The sequence below is a fragment of the Bowmanella denitrificans genome (assembly GCF_002887595.1).
Classification (GTDB): Bacteria; Pseudomonadota; Gammaproteobacteria; order Enterobacterales; family Alteromonadaceae; genus Bowmanella; species Bowmanella denitrificans.
Window position 1 is genome coordinate 47,823 of sequence record NZ_PEBU01000017.1, and the last position, 15,126, is coordinate 62,948.

Consider the following 15,126-nt stretch of genomic DNA (forward strand, 5'->3'; position numbering starts at 1 on the left):
TGTCTTGTAAATCGCGGTTTTGACCCGATAATCTCAACAATTGCTCAATGCAGTCTAAATGGAAGAATTCGTGGAAAATATCGTCAACGTAGATCTGAATAATTTCCAGCAGGTAATGCTGGAAGCGTCCCAACAGAAGTTGGTCATGGTGGACTTTTGGGCTGACTGGTGCGAGCCCTGCAAGAACCTGATGCCAATTTTGGAAAAACTGGCCGGTGAATATGCCAGTGATCTTATCCTGGCCAAAGTGAATTGTGATGAGCAGCAACAAATAGCGATGCAATTTGGTGTACGCAGTCTGCCAACGGTGATTCTGGTAAAAGACGGGCAGCCCATCGATGGTTTTGCTGGTTTGCAAAGTGAAAGCGAAATTCGCACTTTGCTGGAAAAACATCTGCCCAGTCCTGCTGATAACCTGCTGGAGCAAGCCCGCCAAAGTCTGGCCGACGGGGACGCTCAGCAAGCTTTTACCCTGGCTAAACAAGCCCTGGATCTTGACAGCCAGCGCGCTGATATCAAACTGGTGCTGGTCGAAGCCTATCTTGACTTAGGACGTTTACCGCAAGCCAGAGAGCTGCTGGACAGCATCACTATGGTTGACCAGGATGCGCAGTATCAAAGCCTTAAAGGCAGGCTGGAACTGGCAGAACAAGCAGCGGATACCCCTGAAATTAAGGCGCTGCAGGATGCATTGGCACAGGCTCCGGATGATCTGGCCCTGAAGGTAAAACTGGCGGTACAGTTGCAGCAAGCTGGCAGAGTGGAAGAAGCGCTGGAATTGTTGCTGGCGGTGCTGCAAAAAGACTTGGCTTTTGCCGATGCCAAGAAAGTGATGCTGGACAGTCTCAATGCTTTACCTGCTGGTGATCCACTGGCCAGTCGTTACCGCCGACGTTTGTACAGCTTGCTCTATTAGAATGAAAGCAGCCAATGTGAGGCACTTCTGACTCAATAATATTGACAATTGGATGAATTTCAGGCATTTTCCGCAGCCAATTTGATCGATGTTGGCACAACTGGAGGTTGCCAGCCTCCAGGCTCAGGCTGAGCCCAATTGCTTTATTGTTGGATGTATCTTGAGCTTAAGATCAACAGTTAGTTATTGCCTTTTGTGGCTTCTGCTGCCGCTATCATTATGCCCTTCTGCTGCTGCGACGGATGGCCGTCTGCAGGATTATTTCCGTGAAAGCTGGACCACCAGAGATGGTCTTCCCCACAACACTATCAACAGTATTATGCAAACCGACGACGGTTACCTATGGTTTGCCACCTGGGAAGGTGTGGCACGCTACAACGGCCGGGACTTTCAGGTATTTGGTCGTGGTGAGCTGACACAATTGCCGGATGATGGGGTATTTACCCTGGCTAATGACTGTCAGGGTAACTTGCTGGTGGCGGGGGCTCGTGGCGGCATCAGTTTTACCAGTAAAGGGCGTTGGTCAGGTCTGCCTTCAGCGCCGGTGCTGGTCAGGGCGTTGTTATGTGACAGTCAGGCGCGTTTATGGATTGGGACGGACGGTTCCGGTGTGATGCGTGACGATCGACATGGCAAGCGACAGGTCTTTAACATGCTAAATGGTCTGCAAGATGAAAGCGTGTTTGATCTGCTTGAAGATCCCCTGGGGCGCATTTGGGTGGCTACGGCTCAGGGTCTCTTTGTTATCGAGGATGATAAGGTCAGCCCTGTTACCGAATTTCGGGGCTTGCCCTCGGGTCCGGTATTCAGTTTGGCTTGGCATCCAAGTGACGGCTTACTGGCTGGAACGGAACAAGGAGCCTTCAGACTTCATGGTCAACAATTCCAGTTGCTGGACAATGAGCTGGCTAATCTGCCTATTTCCAAACTCCTGGTTGATGACACAGCATTATGGCTGGGTACGATTGGCCGGGGACTCTATCGATTAGGGCCATATGGCCTTGAACATCTTGGTCAGGAAGATGGACTGCCCAATGGTCGTATTACTGCCATTTACAAGGACAAGGAGCAAAGTGTCTGGCTTGGCACCAATGGGGGGCTTTTCCGGCTGCGTGATGCAGCATTTCGTACCTTTACCACCGAGCAGGGACTGAGCGACGACTTTGTCCGCACATTGTTAACGGATGAGGCTGAACGGGTGTGGGTCGGCACCAGTAAAGGGGTAAATTTGCTTGAGAAAGGGCAAATAACCCATCTGCCAGGGCAACGGATCAAGCAGACCATCCTCAGTCTGGCGCATGCCAGGGAAGGGGGCATTTGGGTCGGTACTTTTACGCATGGATTAATCCACTGGCGGGACAATCAGGAGGTGACCTGCTATGACCGGGACACGGGCCTGCTGTCTAATGAAATCAGGGCGATATTACCGGCGGCTGATGGCAGTCTGTGGCTGGCGACCTCGTTAGGGGTGAATCGTATTGACCAAGGCCGTATTAGCGCGCTGCAAGTACAAGATGGTTTACCCAGCAACTTTAGCGTTTCCTTATTTGAAAGTACAAGGTCTGGCATCTGGATTGGCACGTCTTCAGGGGTGGCCCGTTGGCAGGACGGGCGTCTGCGGGCCTTATCCATTTCACATCTGGATGGTGCCCAGTTTGTCTTTGGTTTTTTTGAACAAACTGATGGTCAGGCGTTGTGGTTAGCCACCGACAGGGGACTGATACGTTACCGCTACGAGGATGAGCAACTGGCGTTGTTGGGACGCGATAAAGGCATGCCCTTTGATAAATATTTTCAGGTTCGCGAAGACCAACAAGGCAATTTCTGGTTAAGTAGTAACCGCGGCGTACTGAGAATCAGCGCCAACCAGGCCAACAGATTACTGGATGGTGAAGGGGGGCAGGTTGAGTTCAGCCTGTTTTCCGAGTCCCATGGCATGGTGAGTGCTCAAGCCAATGGCGGTTCCAATCCAGCCATGGCGCTGGCCGAAAACGGACGGATTTGGGTAGCCACCTCGAAAGGTGTTGCGGTGGTTCAGCCCGCCAGGTTACAGCAATTTGGCGATGTTCGTTTACCTGTGGTGATTGAACAGATGTTGGTCGATGGGCAAGCGCTGCATCCTGCGGCTAATCTGACACTCTCTGCTGGGGCCAGCCGCATTGAATTTCAGTTTGCCGGACTGGGGTATGTTGTTCCAGCGCGCATCCTTTATCGAACCCGTTTACAAGGCTTTGATAAAGGATGGGTGTACCGTGGTACTCATAACAACTCCGAATATACCAGTCTACCCCCGGGTGAATACCGCTTTGAGGTGATGGCCAGTTACCCCAGCGGTGATTGGGGGGGCGAGGTGGCGCAGTTGCGTTTTAAGATTCCTCCGCGTTTTTGGCAGCATCCCGGATTTGCTGTGGGGGTTGGGTTACTGTTTGTGATGTTTCTGGTGTTGCTAATCAAATTGCGTTTGCTGGCGTTACAGCGCAGCGCAAAACGTCTTGAGGAGCAGGTTCAGGAACAGACGCAAGCGCTGAGGTGGCAAACCGAATCTCTGAAACGGGCTGATGAAGAAAAGTCCCAGTTGCTCGAGCAGATACGTTTGCAAGCTGAAGCCTATGAATTGCAGGCACGACAAGATGCTCTCACTGGCCTGGCTAACCGCAGAGCATTTGATGAAGCCTTGCACAGAGAATTTTCCCGCGCCGTCCGTCAGGCTAACCCATTCTGCTTGTTACTGTTGGATTTAGATCACTTCAAGCGCATTAATGACAACTGGTCACATGCTGTTGGAGATGTTGTTTTGCAACGAGTTGCTGAATGTTTGCGCTTACTAAGCAGGGACGCCGACCTGGTTGCCCGTTGGGGTGGCGAGGAATTTGCTGTTTTATTACCGAACACTGATTTGCATGCTGCTCATAAGCTTGCTGAAAGATTGCGCCTGGCAATACAGGCTTTGGACTATTCAGCGCTGGCTCCTGAACTCAGTGTCACGGCCAGTATCGGGTTAGCAGAACAGCAAGACTGTCAGGATTCTGAGCAAATGCTGCAACGAGCTGACACCGCATTGTACCAGGCCAAACAGAATGGTCGAAACCAGACCTGCATCGCAGGCTAAGCGAGCTTTAGGAAATTGTGAAGGTCTTGTGATACTTTTGCGATAATTCTCCCCGATGCTTTTCCCTGACTCTGTTCAATTAAGGAAAAGCTATGAAATATACCCTAGTTGCATTAGCTGGCATGTCAGTCCTTGCCAGCACAGCCCAAGCTGCCGACCTGGATATCCAAATACAGAATATCAGTCACGGCGTTTATTTTGCTCCTCTTTTTATCAGTGCACATAACCAGGACATGTATTTGTTTAAGCTCGGAGAAGCGGCAAGTCCTGAGCTGCAGGCGATGGCTGAAGGCGGCAATATTGCCGGTCTGGCTGAAATGGCCAGTGCCATGGGCGCAGACAGCGTTGAAAACCCGGCGCAGGGGCCTATGTCTCCTGGTATGACCGTTATGACCAGTCTGTCTACCAGTGAGGGCAATACCTGGTTATCTGTCACCGGCATGATGGTTCCCACCAACGACGGATTTGTTGGCTTAAACAGCTGGGAAATTCCCACCGAAGCTGGCAGCTATGAATTCTATTTGCAGGGCTATGATGCTGGCACTGAAGCCAATGATGAAATCCGCGGCAGCGGCGCACCTGGTGTACCGGGCTTACCCGTGTTGCCATTTTTCGATGCAGAAGTGGGACAGAATGGCACGGGCGTCACCACCACAGAGAACAACCCTGTAGTACATATTCATCGTGGCAGTATCGGTGATACGGATATGCAGGGCGGTAGCAGCGATCTGGACAGTAGCCGCCATCGGTGGTTAAACCCGGTTGCCAAAGTCACTGTAACGGTGAATTAAGGAGTGGTTTATGAACGTTTTGAATAATAAACCAATGTTATGCCTTTGGGTTTGTGCGGCAAGTTTGTCGGGCTGCTTTGATGGCAATGACAATAACACTGCAATGACACCAATGCCTCAACCCGAGCCGGAACCGCTGATGGTCAGCTATGAGGTTACGGTGGATAACCTGACTCAGGGGCAACCGCTTTCACCTATTACTCTGATATTGCATAGCGAAGGTACCTTATGGGAAATAGGGCAGCCCGCTTCTGTGGCACTGGAAAAGGTTGCTGAAAGCGGTGACAACGCTGACTTACTGGCACTAGATATGGCGATGGCCAGTGCTTCAGGGGAAGGGCTGACCATGCCGGGAAATGCTCAGACCATCACCATCAATATTGAGGATGTCACCAACGCTTACTTGTCTGTTGCGGCCATGTTGGGGAAATCAAATGATGCCTTTACCGGTCTCAATGCGCAGGGACTGGCTGGACTGATGGTGGGAGAAAGCTGGACCTTGTTTACTAACGCTTACGATGCCGGTACCGAAGCCAATACTGAAAATATGGCGTCGATTGGCGCCGCAGGTGGTGAAGGCTTCAGTGAGGTGCGTGATGATGCCAGGAACATGGTGACTATGCATCCCGGTATCGTTTCAATGGATGATGGCTTGGCTACGTCGGCGCTAACCCAGGAGCAACGTTTCGACAATCCTGTCGCCAGGATCCGTATCACCCGCACGCAATAAAGAGGAATAGCAAAATGGGCCAAAGGGTGTTGCTTGTAGAAGATGATGCAGATATCGCTGAGCTGGTGCGGGTTAATCTGCTGGAAGCCGGTATCCACACGCAACACTTTGATCAGGGAATCGATGCGTTATCTGCGGCATTGTCTGGTGAATTTGACCTGGTGCTATTGGATTTGATGCTGCCGGATATCAGTGGTCTGGATATCTGTCGGCAGGTTCGCCAGGCAAGGCCTGCTCAGGCTATTTTGATGTTAACTGCCAAAGACGCGGAAATGGATAGGGTGCTTGGTTTGGAGTTGGGGGCCGATGATTATATGACCAAGCCCTTTAGTGTCCGGGAATTACAGGCCAGAGTTCGGGCTCAGCTGCGCAAGGCAGCGTTGATTCAGCAGCGCAAGCATAACGATAGCGATGATGCCCAGTTAACACTGGGGCGACTCTGTATCGACCAGTTGCAACACATAGCCAGCCTTGGTTCATTGCACTTGGACTTAACCGCCACCGAGTTTGAACTGCTGCATTACCTTGCTCGTCACCCTAATCAGGTGTTCAGCCGCAGTCAATTGTTGGAATCGGTGTGGGGTTACCATCACAGTGGCTATGAGCATACGGTGAATTCGCACATCAACAGATTGCGCAATAAGTTGGAGCAAAACCCCAATCACCCCAAAGTGATAGAAACCGTCTGGGGCGTTGGCTATAAGCTCAATCCACAGGGCGTATTGTGATGAATCTGTCTTTGTATCAGCGCCTGGCATTGTCGCTGGTGTTGGTATTTGTTTTGATGCTGTGGGTGTTTTACTGGTGGAGTAGTGAATTACACCAGCGGACCAAGCTGGAGGCCGAGCAGCGGCTACACATAAATTTAGCCGCGCATCTTGTACATGACAACCCCTTGTTGGCACAGGGCGTATATGATTACCAAGGGCTGGAGAACTTGTTCCATACCCTGATGGTGCTGGGGCCGAGCTTCGAGTTTTACTACCTGGACCCCCAGGGCAGGATCCTCACCTACTCGGCAGAGCCTCAGAAAATTCGCCGTCAGTCTGTGAGCCTGGCGCCCATATTGCAGTTGATTGAGCACCCGGATGCGGTGCCCGTGCTAGGGGATGACCCGCGTAACCCCAATGGTCGCAAAATATTCTCGGCGGCGGCGGTCAAACATGCCGACCAGTTGCAAGGGTATCTGTATATGATTATCGGTGGTGAAGCTTATGACTCGGTATTTGCCAAAGTCAGAGACAGCCATGGATTACAAACCATTGCATTGTGGGCTTCATTAGCTCTGGCCTTCTTATTGGTGGTGTTGTTGGGACTGTTTAGGTTTATTACCCTCCCGTTGTTGCGACTGACCCGTTCCATGCAAGCCTTTCGCAGCAATCAGAGGTTACCGTCAGCGGATAATTGGTGTGCAACCAGCCACAACGAAGTCCATCAGTTAGGTTGTGCCTTTACGCAAATGACGGCACAAATCAACTCACAGTTTGAACAACTGCAGCAATTAGACCAGCAGCGCAGGACCCTGCTGGCAGACCTATCCCATGATCTGCGCACACCGCTGGCGAATTTGCAGGGCTATATCGAGACCCTGGCGTTGAATGATCAACACCTTAGCCCGGAGGAGCGGCGGCGTTTTGTTGAAATCTCCCTGAAAAATGCCCGTAATCTTAAACGCCTGATTGATCAGATCTTTGAACTGGCCTACCTGGAAGGCGGTCAAGTGACCCTGAATCAGGAGGCCTTTCCCCTTGGCGAGTTGCTGTATGATGTGGTGGCGAAGTTCTCTCTTAAAGCCAATGAGAAAGGGGTGAAGCTGGAGATAGTCCCCGGGCAGTGCCAGTATCAGGTGTTTGCTGATATTGCCAAACTGGAAAGGGTACTGACCAACTTATTGGAGAATGCCTTACGCCATACACCCAAAGGGGGACGGGTGATTATTCGCGTGCTGTTAGGCAAAGATAGCATTAAGGTGGAAGTGGAAGATACCGGCGTCGGTATTGGACGCAATGAGCTGGCCTATATTTTTGATGCGCGCTACCGGGCCAGCAATAGTCACGAGGATAAATCCTTGCATGCAGGTCTTGGCCTGGCCATCAGTAAAAAGTTGATGGCCTTGTTGGAGTCCGAGCTCAGGGTAAAAAGTGAACTAGGCAAGGGGACCTGTTTCAGCTTTGACCTGAAACAGGTGTTCTAGGGCTTAGCTCTTCAGGCGGCTGGCAAATTTCTGCCTGAATTTGGCGAGCTTGGGTGCCACCACTACATTGCAATATTGATTCTGCGGGTTATTACGAAAATAATCCTGATGATAGTCTTCCGCCTGATAGTAGTTGTTCAGTGCCGTCACTTCAGTCACTATCGGGTCCGGCCAGACCTGCTGTTCAGCCAGCTCGCCAATTAACTGTTCGGCCTGCTGTTTTTGCATCTCATCGTGATAGAACACCGCACTGCGGTACTGCGGGCCAATATCATTGCCCTGGCGATTAAGCTGGGTGGGATCATGCAGGGCGAAAAAGATCTCCAGAACTTCGCGATAACTGATTTGCTCCGCATCAAAATTCACTCTTACTACTTCTGCGTGCCCGGTATTTCCTTCGCATACCGCTTTGTAGCTGGGACTGTCCAGGTGTCCGCCTGCGTATCCGGAAAATGCCGACTCTATGCCGTTTAGCGAGTTAAATGCCGACTCAATACACCAGAAACAACCACCGGCCAACGTGGCTTGTTGAATATTCTTTGCCATCTTTTTCACCTTTGTCGATTGTACCGAAGCGAACTCCGGCGCTGACCATATAATGTGGGTACATGTGCCTTCTGCTTCAAGTGATCTTTATCGTCGTATTTACGCTATTAGTCTGTTTTAGGGAAAACCTAGGTTATGGATACAGATGCTGTATTGGTTATTGGTGCCGGTGGTGGTATTGGCAGCGCACTAACGGAGCTGCTTGTTGAATCGGGCAAGCGGGTGTTTTGTGTTAGCCGCCGTCCTTGTTCGGCTTCGAGCGGGTCAATGTTATTGCCAGAACAGAATGACAGTACCATCGCCCGCTGTTGTCAGACTATGCTAGAGCAGGGCTGGCGATTCAAATGGGTTATCTGTCATATTGGTGTGCTTTATGAATCGACGATGATGCCCGAGAAACGTCTGGAGGATCTGCAAGCGCAGCATTTACAACGTTACTTTGAAGTGAACAGTATTCTTCCCGCTTTGTGGCTTAAACACTTGGTTGGCTTGTTTGAGCCCCACCAGGATGCCCGTCTGGCGTTTCTGAGTGCACGGGTGGGCAGCATTGAAGATAACCGCTTTGGAGGCTGGTATGGTTACCGGGCTTCAAAGGCCGCCCTGAATATGCTGGTAAAAACGGCGCAGGTGGAATATGCGCGGCGTGTACCAGGTGTGCAGCTTATGTGTTACCACCCAGGGACAGTGGACACCCCACTGTCGCGTCCCTTCAAAGGCGGCGCTCCGCGCGACCAACGTCTTTCTGCTCACCAGGCGGCACAATACCTGTTGTCTGAGTTGCAAAAGCCCAGACAACAGCGCGAAGCGATCTTTATTGACTGGCAGGGACACCCCATCCATTGGTAAAAAGCGCACGTCGGCAAGTGGTGGAATAAATACGTTTGCTACAAAGACATTTTGTTACTTGGCTGTTAACATCGGCGCTGGGGAAGAAAACCATAATGATAAACTCCAGGGAGTTCACCAAGTAATGAAGCGTGAAGAATTCAGTTCCAGCCTGGGCTTCGTCCTGGCAGCAGCAGGCTCGGCAGTCGGTATTGGCAACCTTGTTGCTTTCCCGGTCATGGCCAGTAAAAACGGTGGCGCGGCCTTTCTGATAATGTATGCCATTTTTGTATTTTTTATCTGTTTGCCGGTGATGCTGGCAGAAATGAGCCTGGGACGTCATACCAGACAAAATCCCCTGGGGGCTTATACAGAGATAGGTCGCAATCCTGCCTGGCGTACGGTAGGTTGGTTGTCGGTATTAACGCCATTTATGATCGGTGTGTTTTATCTGGTGATCACGGTCTGGATTTTTGGCTATCTGGCCAAATCTGTTATGGGGCAACTCGACCTGCTGGCTGCACCGGAAAGCTTTGGTGTTTTTATCAACAGCAATGAACTGTTTATTTATATGGCGGTGGTTATTGCCCTGACCTTCCTGATTTTACAAGGAGGGGTAAAACAGGGGATTGAGAAAGCGGCTAAGGTTCTGATGCCGCTGCTGTTTCTGATGTTGATAGCCTTGGTTCTGTATGTGCTTACCCTGGACAATGCTGAACTGGGAGTTAAATTCTTCCTGGTGCCGGATTTTGACAAAGTAACAGGTAAAGTGTTGAATGGTGCCCTGGCTCAGGCGTTCTTTTCCTTGTCCCTGGCGATGGGGATTCTGATTACCTATGGCTCTTATATTCAAAAAGAGAACAATATTGTGCAGGCAGGGAAAATGGTGGCAGGTTTGTCACTGTTGGTGGCCGCCTGCTCAGGTTTGTTGATTCTGCCAGCAGTATTCTCTTTTAATCCGGATGTGCAGCTTAGCACCCTGTCTGAGTCCAGTATCAGTATGATCTTTACATTCCTGCCGAAGATCTTCCTGGCGCTGCAAGCCAACATTGGTTATTTCGGTGCATCCTTTATCGCCAGTTTCTTCTTTCTGTTAGTGTTTTTTGCTGCGTTGACCTCGCTGGTTTCCATTATTGAAGTGCCGGTTGCCAGCCTGATGGATGGTAAAGGTGTCAGCCGTCGTAAGGCCCTGTATTCTCTGGGTGGCGCGATGATTCTGCTGGCGATTGTCAGCGCCCTGTCTTTTGGCCGGGTGGAGATATTTTCCAACCTGACTGCATACGGCCTGAATGCGTCGGGCATGCCGCTGAACAAGTCATTTTTTGACGTGGTGTACGACATTTTCTATGAAACAATTCTACCTCTGAACGGATTTTTGCTGTGCCTGTTTGTGATCTACAAATGGAAAAAACAGAATTTTGATGCAGAGATCAGCCAGGGTAACAGTACCTTTGCCGGCTCTTTGCTGCAGAAATATGTGAACTTCTCGTTAGGTACTTTTATACCGGTGATTCTGGCGGTGATTTTCGTTAATACCGTATCGACGGTGTTTTTCGGAAAAAATCTGCTGTTCTGAGTTAACTAACATCAAGGCAGCTTTGGCTGCCTTGATGTTTAGCCAATCTCTATCGGCATATCATACGGGCTGGGGTATTGCAGCGTAAACCCCAGCTTATCCAGGGTTGCAGAGGCATTGATCCAACGCCCCGCCTCGGCATTGTTCCCCTGGCTGAACTGCGGAACTGCTAATCCTGCTGCCGTGGCAGCCCAAGTGTAAAATTCTGCGCGGCTGGGGTGTTCAGTGGCACTAAGGTGGAACGTCTGCCGCCAAAGCTGCTGAACGATAATCGCTTTTATCGCCGTGATAACATCCTGCTGATGCACCAAATTGATCGGTTGTTGCCCTTTATCTAAAACTCTGCCGCTGAGATGCCTCACCGGGTGACGGGCCGGACCGGTTAGCCCCGCCAAGCGAAGTATTGTGCCGCTACCTTGTAATACTTGTTGCTCAATGATGGCATGGGCCTTAGCCGATGCCGTGACAGGGTGAGTCTGGGTGGTTTCGAATATTTCCCCGCTCACCTCCCCGTATACCGAGGTGCTGCTGATAAAAAGGATGTGACTTTTCTGTACCAGTGCCTGATTAATCAAGGCGGTCATGGCTGCGACAAATCTAACTTCATCAAACTCCCGGCGTCCGGGCGGAATATTTATTACCAGCACATCGGGGGGGGCGGCTGACCAAGGCAGCGGCGCACCGAGTGAATATTCAAAAGCCTGAATGCCTTGCTCTGCCATGAATTTCAGTTTGTCTTTATTTCTTGAGGTGCCCAGCACGGTATAACCACGGGCTTTTAGCTGCATGGCCAGCGGTAAGCCCAGCCAACCGCAGCCACAGATTCCGATCTTTTTGTGCATATAAAAAAGCGGCTTACGCCGCCCAGGGAGAAAGATAAGGCCGAGCTTACATGGAATATTTGGACTCGGAAACTTCGATCATATTCAGGCCTGATAGCTGGGGGATGCTACTGCTGATTTGATTTTCCAGGCTATCCAACTGGCTCAGGTCATAGCAAAGAGTCTGTGCCTTAGCCTCAATGCCCGCCGCGCGTACTTCCATATCGGCTTCCAACTGTTCGCCAAATCTGTCCATACGTTTCTCGAATGCTTGCATATCGCCACCACTGAACAGCATTTCTTTACCAATGGCGATCATCAAACTACCCATGGAACGCTGTACCAGTTTTTCCAGTTTTTGTTCAAACTCTGACTCAAAATCTTCGCCAAGAAACTGGCCATTGTCGAAGTTGGCCGAGTTAAATCTGATGCTACCGTCTTCGGTGTAGAATTCCTGGTGCAGCTTAATACGTAAGGCATCAATTTCTGATGACAGATCGGCAACCAGTTCGTTGTCTTCTCCCAGCAATTGATTAAATGCTTTTGCAACCCCTTCATTAGCTAAGGCCACCGCATCCAAAGCAATACCTGCTACTTTAGGAGCGAGATCATTAACGTTTTGATGGTATTGATTCAGCATGTTTAACTGAGCATGGCTTAAGTGCATTTCCTGACCGTTTAATAGTGCTTTATGGCCATCCAGATGCAATAGCTTGTCATCGGGCAAGTGCAGGGTAAGTTGCCCATGACTCAACTCCATCTCACCATGCAGGTTCATATTGCAGTCATTGGCCATGCTGGCAGTGGAAAAAAACAGGGCTGTGGCAGCGACTAAGGTTCTCATTGATTTATCCTCTATTGGGCTTTGCCTTCGGTATTGCTTCAGCAACCCTTGTGCCAATGGAATAAATTCATAGTTAACAGTAGGTTATGGTTTTTGGTGAACATGGATGAAATGTGCATTTAGCGATTTTTGCTAAAAGTTAACAAAATTCGCTAACTGTCGATGTGAACAGCTTGCAACCGGCGGCTAAAAATTTGATCTAACACACTGAATTATCCTCTTGTTTTGATGCATAATAAGCACAGTTTGAATGTAACTTGGGGTGAACTATGAGCAACTGGATTGAAGCCTTGCTGTTTGGCTTGGCACTGTTAGCTTTCGTATTGGGCTTTAGCAGCATCATTATGGCCATGATCCACAAACCTGTAACAGTTGACGCTGAAATGAAGGAAAAGGTCGAATACGGCTTTTTTGGTGTGGCTGGTTTAGTACTCTGTATTTTATTCAGCTACGCCATTTAATGAGAGCGTGTTGGCCTTTTGAGTATGATTTTGCAGTAGTTTGTGGGCCCTTTATACAAGGCAGAGCGAACGTGGTGTAGTGATTCTACATGAGTGAGTAATAACGCCGTAGAAAGGGCCCACAAGCGCTGCCCGAAGGGGTCAACCCAGCCCCTCCTGCTCGGTGTTGCCGGGCTTTGACTTAGGCCCACTAGGCCTGCAGCCCAGCGTAGTGACCAGAAGTGGCTGGATTTGAACAAAATCTATACTCAAAAGGTCAACACGCTCTAATACATAAATAAGGCGCTTTGAGCGCCTTATTTGTTTTTAGTGGTTTGCCGGTTTGTGGTAGGTATCAATGCCCAACAGTTTATAGACCAGGCATATACCACTGGATGCGGTGGTCCACAGCAGCAAACCCGCAATGGCGAGAATTGCGCTGGTTGTATTTGAAAATATCCCCTCTACCGCCATTGCCAACAGGATACAGGACAAAACTGAACGTACGGCTGTATCCAGAACGCCAACATTATCATTGTCTTTCATTGATTTTTCTCCGTCCGATTGATGGCATCATTGTCTTCTTTGCACAAAAATTGGACATTGATGTCCGTCAAATTCCAGAAGGCAATAAATTGTTCCAGATCAAATTTGTTTCCTTCGCGGTCGCGGGCATATAGTAACCCTCTAAATTAGGAGAATAGGATGGACGTAAAGATCAGTGCAGTATTGTTGAATGCATTGGTGCTGGAGGATGATGGCATCACTCAGGAACTGCTCGGGCACCTGTTGCGTGATATGAACTTTGCTGAAATCAGTTTTTTTGGTGACGGGGCGCCTGCCCTTGACCACCTCAATGAGGTGGGAAGCGGCTATTACGACCTGGTCGTCTGTGACTGGCATATGCGAACCATGAGTGGGCTGGAATTCCTGGCCGTATTTCGTCAGTTGGAGCCTGAAACACCTTTTTTGATGCTTACCGGCGACGCTACCCGCGAAAACGTAGTCGAAGCACATAAAGCCGGTGTCACAGAATTTATTGCCAAGCCTTTCTCCAGAAAAGAGTTGCAGGAAAAATTGGCGCGAGTACTGCGTGAAAAGCTGCAACGGGATTATCGTGACCCATCAAATGAATGAGAAAAGAGAGCCCTATGGATTTTGATCAGATTATCGACCGCAGCCAAAGCTGTTCATTTAAATGGAACAAGTATCAGGGCCGCGACATTTTGCCTATGTGGGTGGCAGACAGCGAATTTCGCTGTGCACAGCCGATTCTGGATGCGTTGCATAACCGGGTTGAGCATGGTCTGTTGGGCTATACGCTGCCGGCGCAGTATGAACCGGCTAAACAAGCTATTGTGCACTGGCTGGGTCGCCAGTATAACTGGCAGATCGAATCAGACTGGATTGTCTGGACCCCTGGTGTTGTGCCAGCCTTCAATGTGGCCTGCAAGGCCTATTGCCAGCCTGGTGATAAGGTTTTAGTGCAAGTACCCAACTATCCGCCACTTTTAGCCGCTCCGGCCCTGAACCAATTACAACGGGTAGATATCCCAACCATTGAAGAGTCAGGTCGCTGGCAACTGGATTTCGAAAGCCTGGAGCGGCAAGCCGCTGATCCTAAAGCCAAGCTTCTGATTTTATGCAACCCTATGAATCCAGTGGGTTCGGTGCTGAGTGAGGCTGAACTTGAGCGAGTGGCAGATATTTGTCAGCGTCATGGCCTGATGTTGTGTTCTGATGAAATTCATTGCGACCTGATTCTGGATGAGCAGGCATTACATATTCCTGCCAGCAAGCTGGAAAGTTTAAAACATCATTCAGTTACCCTGATGGCCGCCAGTAAGACCTTCAATATTGCTGGTTTAGGTGCGTCTTTTGCGGTTATTCCTGATGCCAAAGTACGGCAGCAGTTTGTCCAGGCTGCCATGGGGATAGTGCCTTGGGTCAATGTGCTGGGATTGTTTGCAACAGAGGCTGCATTTACCTTGTGTGATGACTGGTATCAGGCGCAGCTCGATTATTTGCGTGGTAACCGCGATTATCTGATGCAGGAAATCAACAAAATAGACGGATTGCGTCTGCTCAAGCCTCAGGCTACCTTCCTGGCCTGGGTGGATGCCCGCGGGCTGGAGGAGGATAACCCGCAGAAATGGTGCGAAGAAAAAGGGGTGGGTCCCTCGCCGGGTGTCGACTTTGGCGACAAGGGATTTTTCCGGATTAACTTTGGTTGTCCGCGCAGTTACCTTGAGCAGGCCGTTGCCAGACTAAAAGGGTAAGGCTGGTTCTGATGGAATCAGTTCTTCAGCATCCAGTTGACGGGCCGATACAGAC

General features: G+C 50.1%; 15 protein-coding genes. 11 read left to right on the forward strand and 4 right to left on the reverse strand.

From position 1 onward, the window contains the following. Positions 1-58: 58 nt before the first annotated feature. The 6 genes from trxA (at position 59) to CSR04_RS22790 (ending at position 7,740) form a co-directional block, all read left to right on the forward strand. On the forward strand, positions 59-916 hold the full coding sequence (trxA, locus tag CSR04_RS22765; protein ID WP_102798650.1) for a thioredoxin: 858 nt from the start codon (positions 59-61) through the stop codon (positions 914-916). A 193-nt stretch (positions 917-1,109) separates the two neighbouring features. Next, positions 1,110-4,025, forward strand: coding sequence for a ligand-binding sensor domain-containing diguanylate cyclase (locus CSR04_RS22770; protein ID WP_172449466.1), 2,916 nt, complete (start codon positions 1,110-1,112; stop codon positions 4,023-4,025). A gap of 92 nt (positions 4,026-4,117) precedes the next feature. Next, a complete protein-coding gene (locus tag CSR04_RS22775) occupies positions 4,118-4,816 on the forward strand; it encodes a spondin domain-containing protein (RefSeq protein WP_102798652.1) in 699 nt (232 codons plus the stop codon). 10 nt (positions 4,817-4,826) lie between these two features. After that, on the forward strand, positions 4,827-5,546 hold the full coding sequence (locus CSR04_RS22780) for a spondin domain-containing protein (RefSeq protein WP_102798653.1): 720 nt from the start codon (positions 4,827-4,829) through the stop codon (positions 5,544-5,546). Between the two features lie 14 nt (positions 5,547-5,560). Continuing rightward, entirely contained in the window at positions 5,561-6,274 is a 714-nt protein-coding gene (locus CSR04_RS22785; RefSeq protein WP_102798654.1) for a response regulator transcription factor, read from the forward strand. Continuing rightward, complete coding sequence (locus CSR04_RS22790; protein ID WP_102798655.1) at positions 6,274-7,740, forward strand: sensor histidine kinase; 1,467 nt, start codon at positions 6,274-6,276, stop codon at positions 7,738-7,740. Before CSR04_RS22785 ends, CSR04_RS22790 begins: the two co-directional genes overlap by 1 nt. Positions 7,741-7,743: 3 nt before the next feature. Here the strand turns inward: CSR04_RS22790 and msrA are convergent, their stop codons facing one another. Beyond that, positions 7,744-8,286, reverse strand: a complete 543-nt coding sequence (gene msrA / locus CSR04_RS22795) for a peptide-methionine (S)-S-oxide reductase MsrA (RefSeq protein ID WP_102798656.1) — start codon at positions 8,284-8,286, stop codon at positions 7,744-7,746. A gap of 135 nt (positions 8,287-8,421) precedes the next feature. Between msrA and CSR04_RS22800 the strand changes: the two genes are divergently transcribed. Beyond that, positions 8,422-9,132: an SDR family NAD(P)-dependent oxidoreductase gene (locus tag CSR04_RS22800; RefSeq protein ID WP_102798657.1), complete on the forward strand. Its 711-nt coding sequence runs from the start codon at positions 8,422-8,424 to the stop codon at positions 9,130-9,132. A gap of 124 nt (positions 9,133-9,256) precedes the next feature. After that, positions 9,257-10,687, forward strand: a complete 1,431-nt coding sequence (locus tag CSR04_RS22805; RefSeq protein WP_102798658.1) for a sodium-dependent transporter — start codon at positions 9,257-9,259, stop codon at positions 10,685-10,687. A gap of 38 nt (positions 10,688-10,725) precedes the next feature. On the opposite strand, the gene CSR04_RS22810 is transcribed toward CSR04_RS22805, so the two are convergent. Together CSR04_RS22810 and CSR04_RS22815 are read right to left on the reverse strand one after the other, a co-directional pair. Then, positions 10,726-11,529 (reverse strand): NAD(P)-binding domain-containing protein, encoded by an 804-nt coding sequence (locus CSR04_RS22810; protein ID WP_102798659.1) that lies wholly within the window; start codon positions 11,527-11,529, stop codon positions 10,726-10,728. A 46-nt stretch (positions 11,530-11,575) separates the two neighbouring features. Further along, entirely contained in the window at positions 11,576-12,352 is a 777-nt protein-coding gene (locus tag CSR04_RS22815; RefSeq protein ID WP_102798660.1) for a DUF2884 family protein, read from the reverse strand. 269 nt (positions 12,353-12,621) lie between these two features. Between CSR04_RS22815 and CSR04_RS22820 the strand changes: the two genes are divergently transcribed. Then, positions 12,622-12,813: a hypothetical protein gene (locus CSR04_RS22820; protein ID WP_102798661.1), complete on the forward strand. Its 192-nt coding sequence runs from the start codon at positions 12,622-12,624 to the stop codon at positions 12,811-12,813. 306 nt (positions 12,814-13,119) lie between these two features. On the opposite strand, the gene CSR04_RS22825 is transcribed toward CSR04_RS22820, so the two are convergent. Further along, the gene (locus tag CSR04_RS22825; protein WP_102798662.1) at positions 13,120-13,338 is read right to left on the reverse strand and encodes a YgaP family membrane protein; all 219 of its coding nucleotides are present in this window, start codon (positions 13,336-13,338) and stop codon (positions 13,120-13,122) included. 159 nt (positions 13,339-13,497) lie between these two features. Here CSR04_RS22825 and CSR04_RS22830 point away from each other — a divergent pair, with 159 nt between their 5' ends. Together CSR04_RS22830 and CSR04_RS22835 are read left to right on the forward strand one after the other, a co-directional pair. After that, positions 13,498-13,929: a response regulator gene (locus tag CSR04_RS22830; RefSeq protein WP_102798663.1), complete on the forward strand. Its 432-nt coding sequence runs from the start codon at positions 13,498-13,500 to the stop codon at positions 13,927-13,929. A 14-nt stretch (positions 13,930-13,943) separates the two neighbouring features. Further along, positions 13,944-15,071, forward strand: a complete 1,128-nt coding sequence (locus CSR04_RS22835) for a MalY/PatB family protein (protein WP_102798691.1) — start codon at positions 13,944-13,946, stop codon at positions 15,069-15,071. The last annotated feature ends 55 nt before the right edge of the window (positions 15,072-15,126 follow it).

Coding starts and splice junctions, on each gene's coding strand:
- msrA (WP_102798656.1), bottom strand. CDS start 8,286: ATGGCAAAGAATATTCAACAAGCCACGTTGGCCGGTGGTTGTTTCTGG.
- CSR04_RS22825 (WP_102798662.1), bottom strand. CDS start 13,338: ATGAAAGACAATGATAATGTTGGCGTTCTGGATACAGCCGTACGTTCA.
- CSR04_RS22780 (WP_102798653.1), top strand. CDS start 4,827: ATGAACGTTTTGAATAATAAACCAATGTTATGCCTTTGGGTTTGTGCG.
- trxA (WP_102798650.1), top strand. CDS start 59: ATGGAAGAATTCGTGGAAAATATCGTCAACGTAGATCTGAATAATTTC.
- CSR04_RS22785 (WP_102798654.1), top strand. CDS start 5,561: ATGGGCCAAAGGGTGTTGCTTGTAGAAGATGATGCAGATATCGCTGAG.
- CSR04_RS22820 (WP_102798661.1), top strand. CDS start 12,622: ATGAGCAACTGGATTGAAGCCTTGCTGTTTGGCTTGGCACTGTTAGCT.
- CSR04_RS22800 (WP_102798657.1), top strand. CDS start 8,422: ATGGATACAGATGCTGTATTGGTTATTGGTGCCGGTGGTGGTATTGGC.
- CSR04_RS22835 (WP_102798691.1), top strand. CDS start 13,944: ATGGATTTTGATCAGATTATCGACCGCAGCCAAAGCTGTTCATTTAAA.
- CSR04_RS22810 (WP_102798659.1), bottom strand. CDS start 11,529: ATGCACAAAAAGATCGGAATCTGTGGCTGCGGTTGGCTGGGCTTACCG.
- CSR04_RS22830 (WP_102798663.1), top strand. CDS start 13,498: ATGGACGTAAAGATCAGTGCAGTATTGTTGAATGCATTGGTGCTGGAG.
- CSR04_RS22775 (WP_102798652.1), top strand. CDS start 4,118: ATGAAATATACCCTAGTTGCATTAGCTGGCATGTCAGTCCTTGCCAGC.
- CSR04_RS22790 (WP_102798655.1), top strand. CDS start 6,274: ATGAATCTGTCTTTGTATCAGCGCCTGGCATTGTCGCTGGTGTTGGTA.
- CSR04_RS22815 (WP_102798660.1), bottom strand. CDS start 12,352: ATGAGAACCTTAGTCGCTGCCACAGCCCTGTTTTTTTCCACTGCCAGC.
- CSR04_RS22805 (WP_102798658.1), top strand. CDS start 9,257: ATGAAGCGTGAAGAATTCAGTTCCAGCCTGGGCTTCGTCCTGGCAGCA.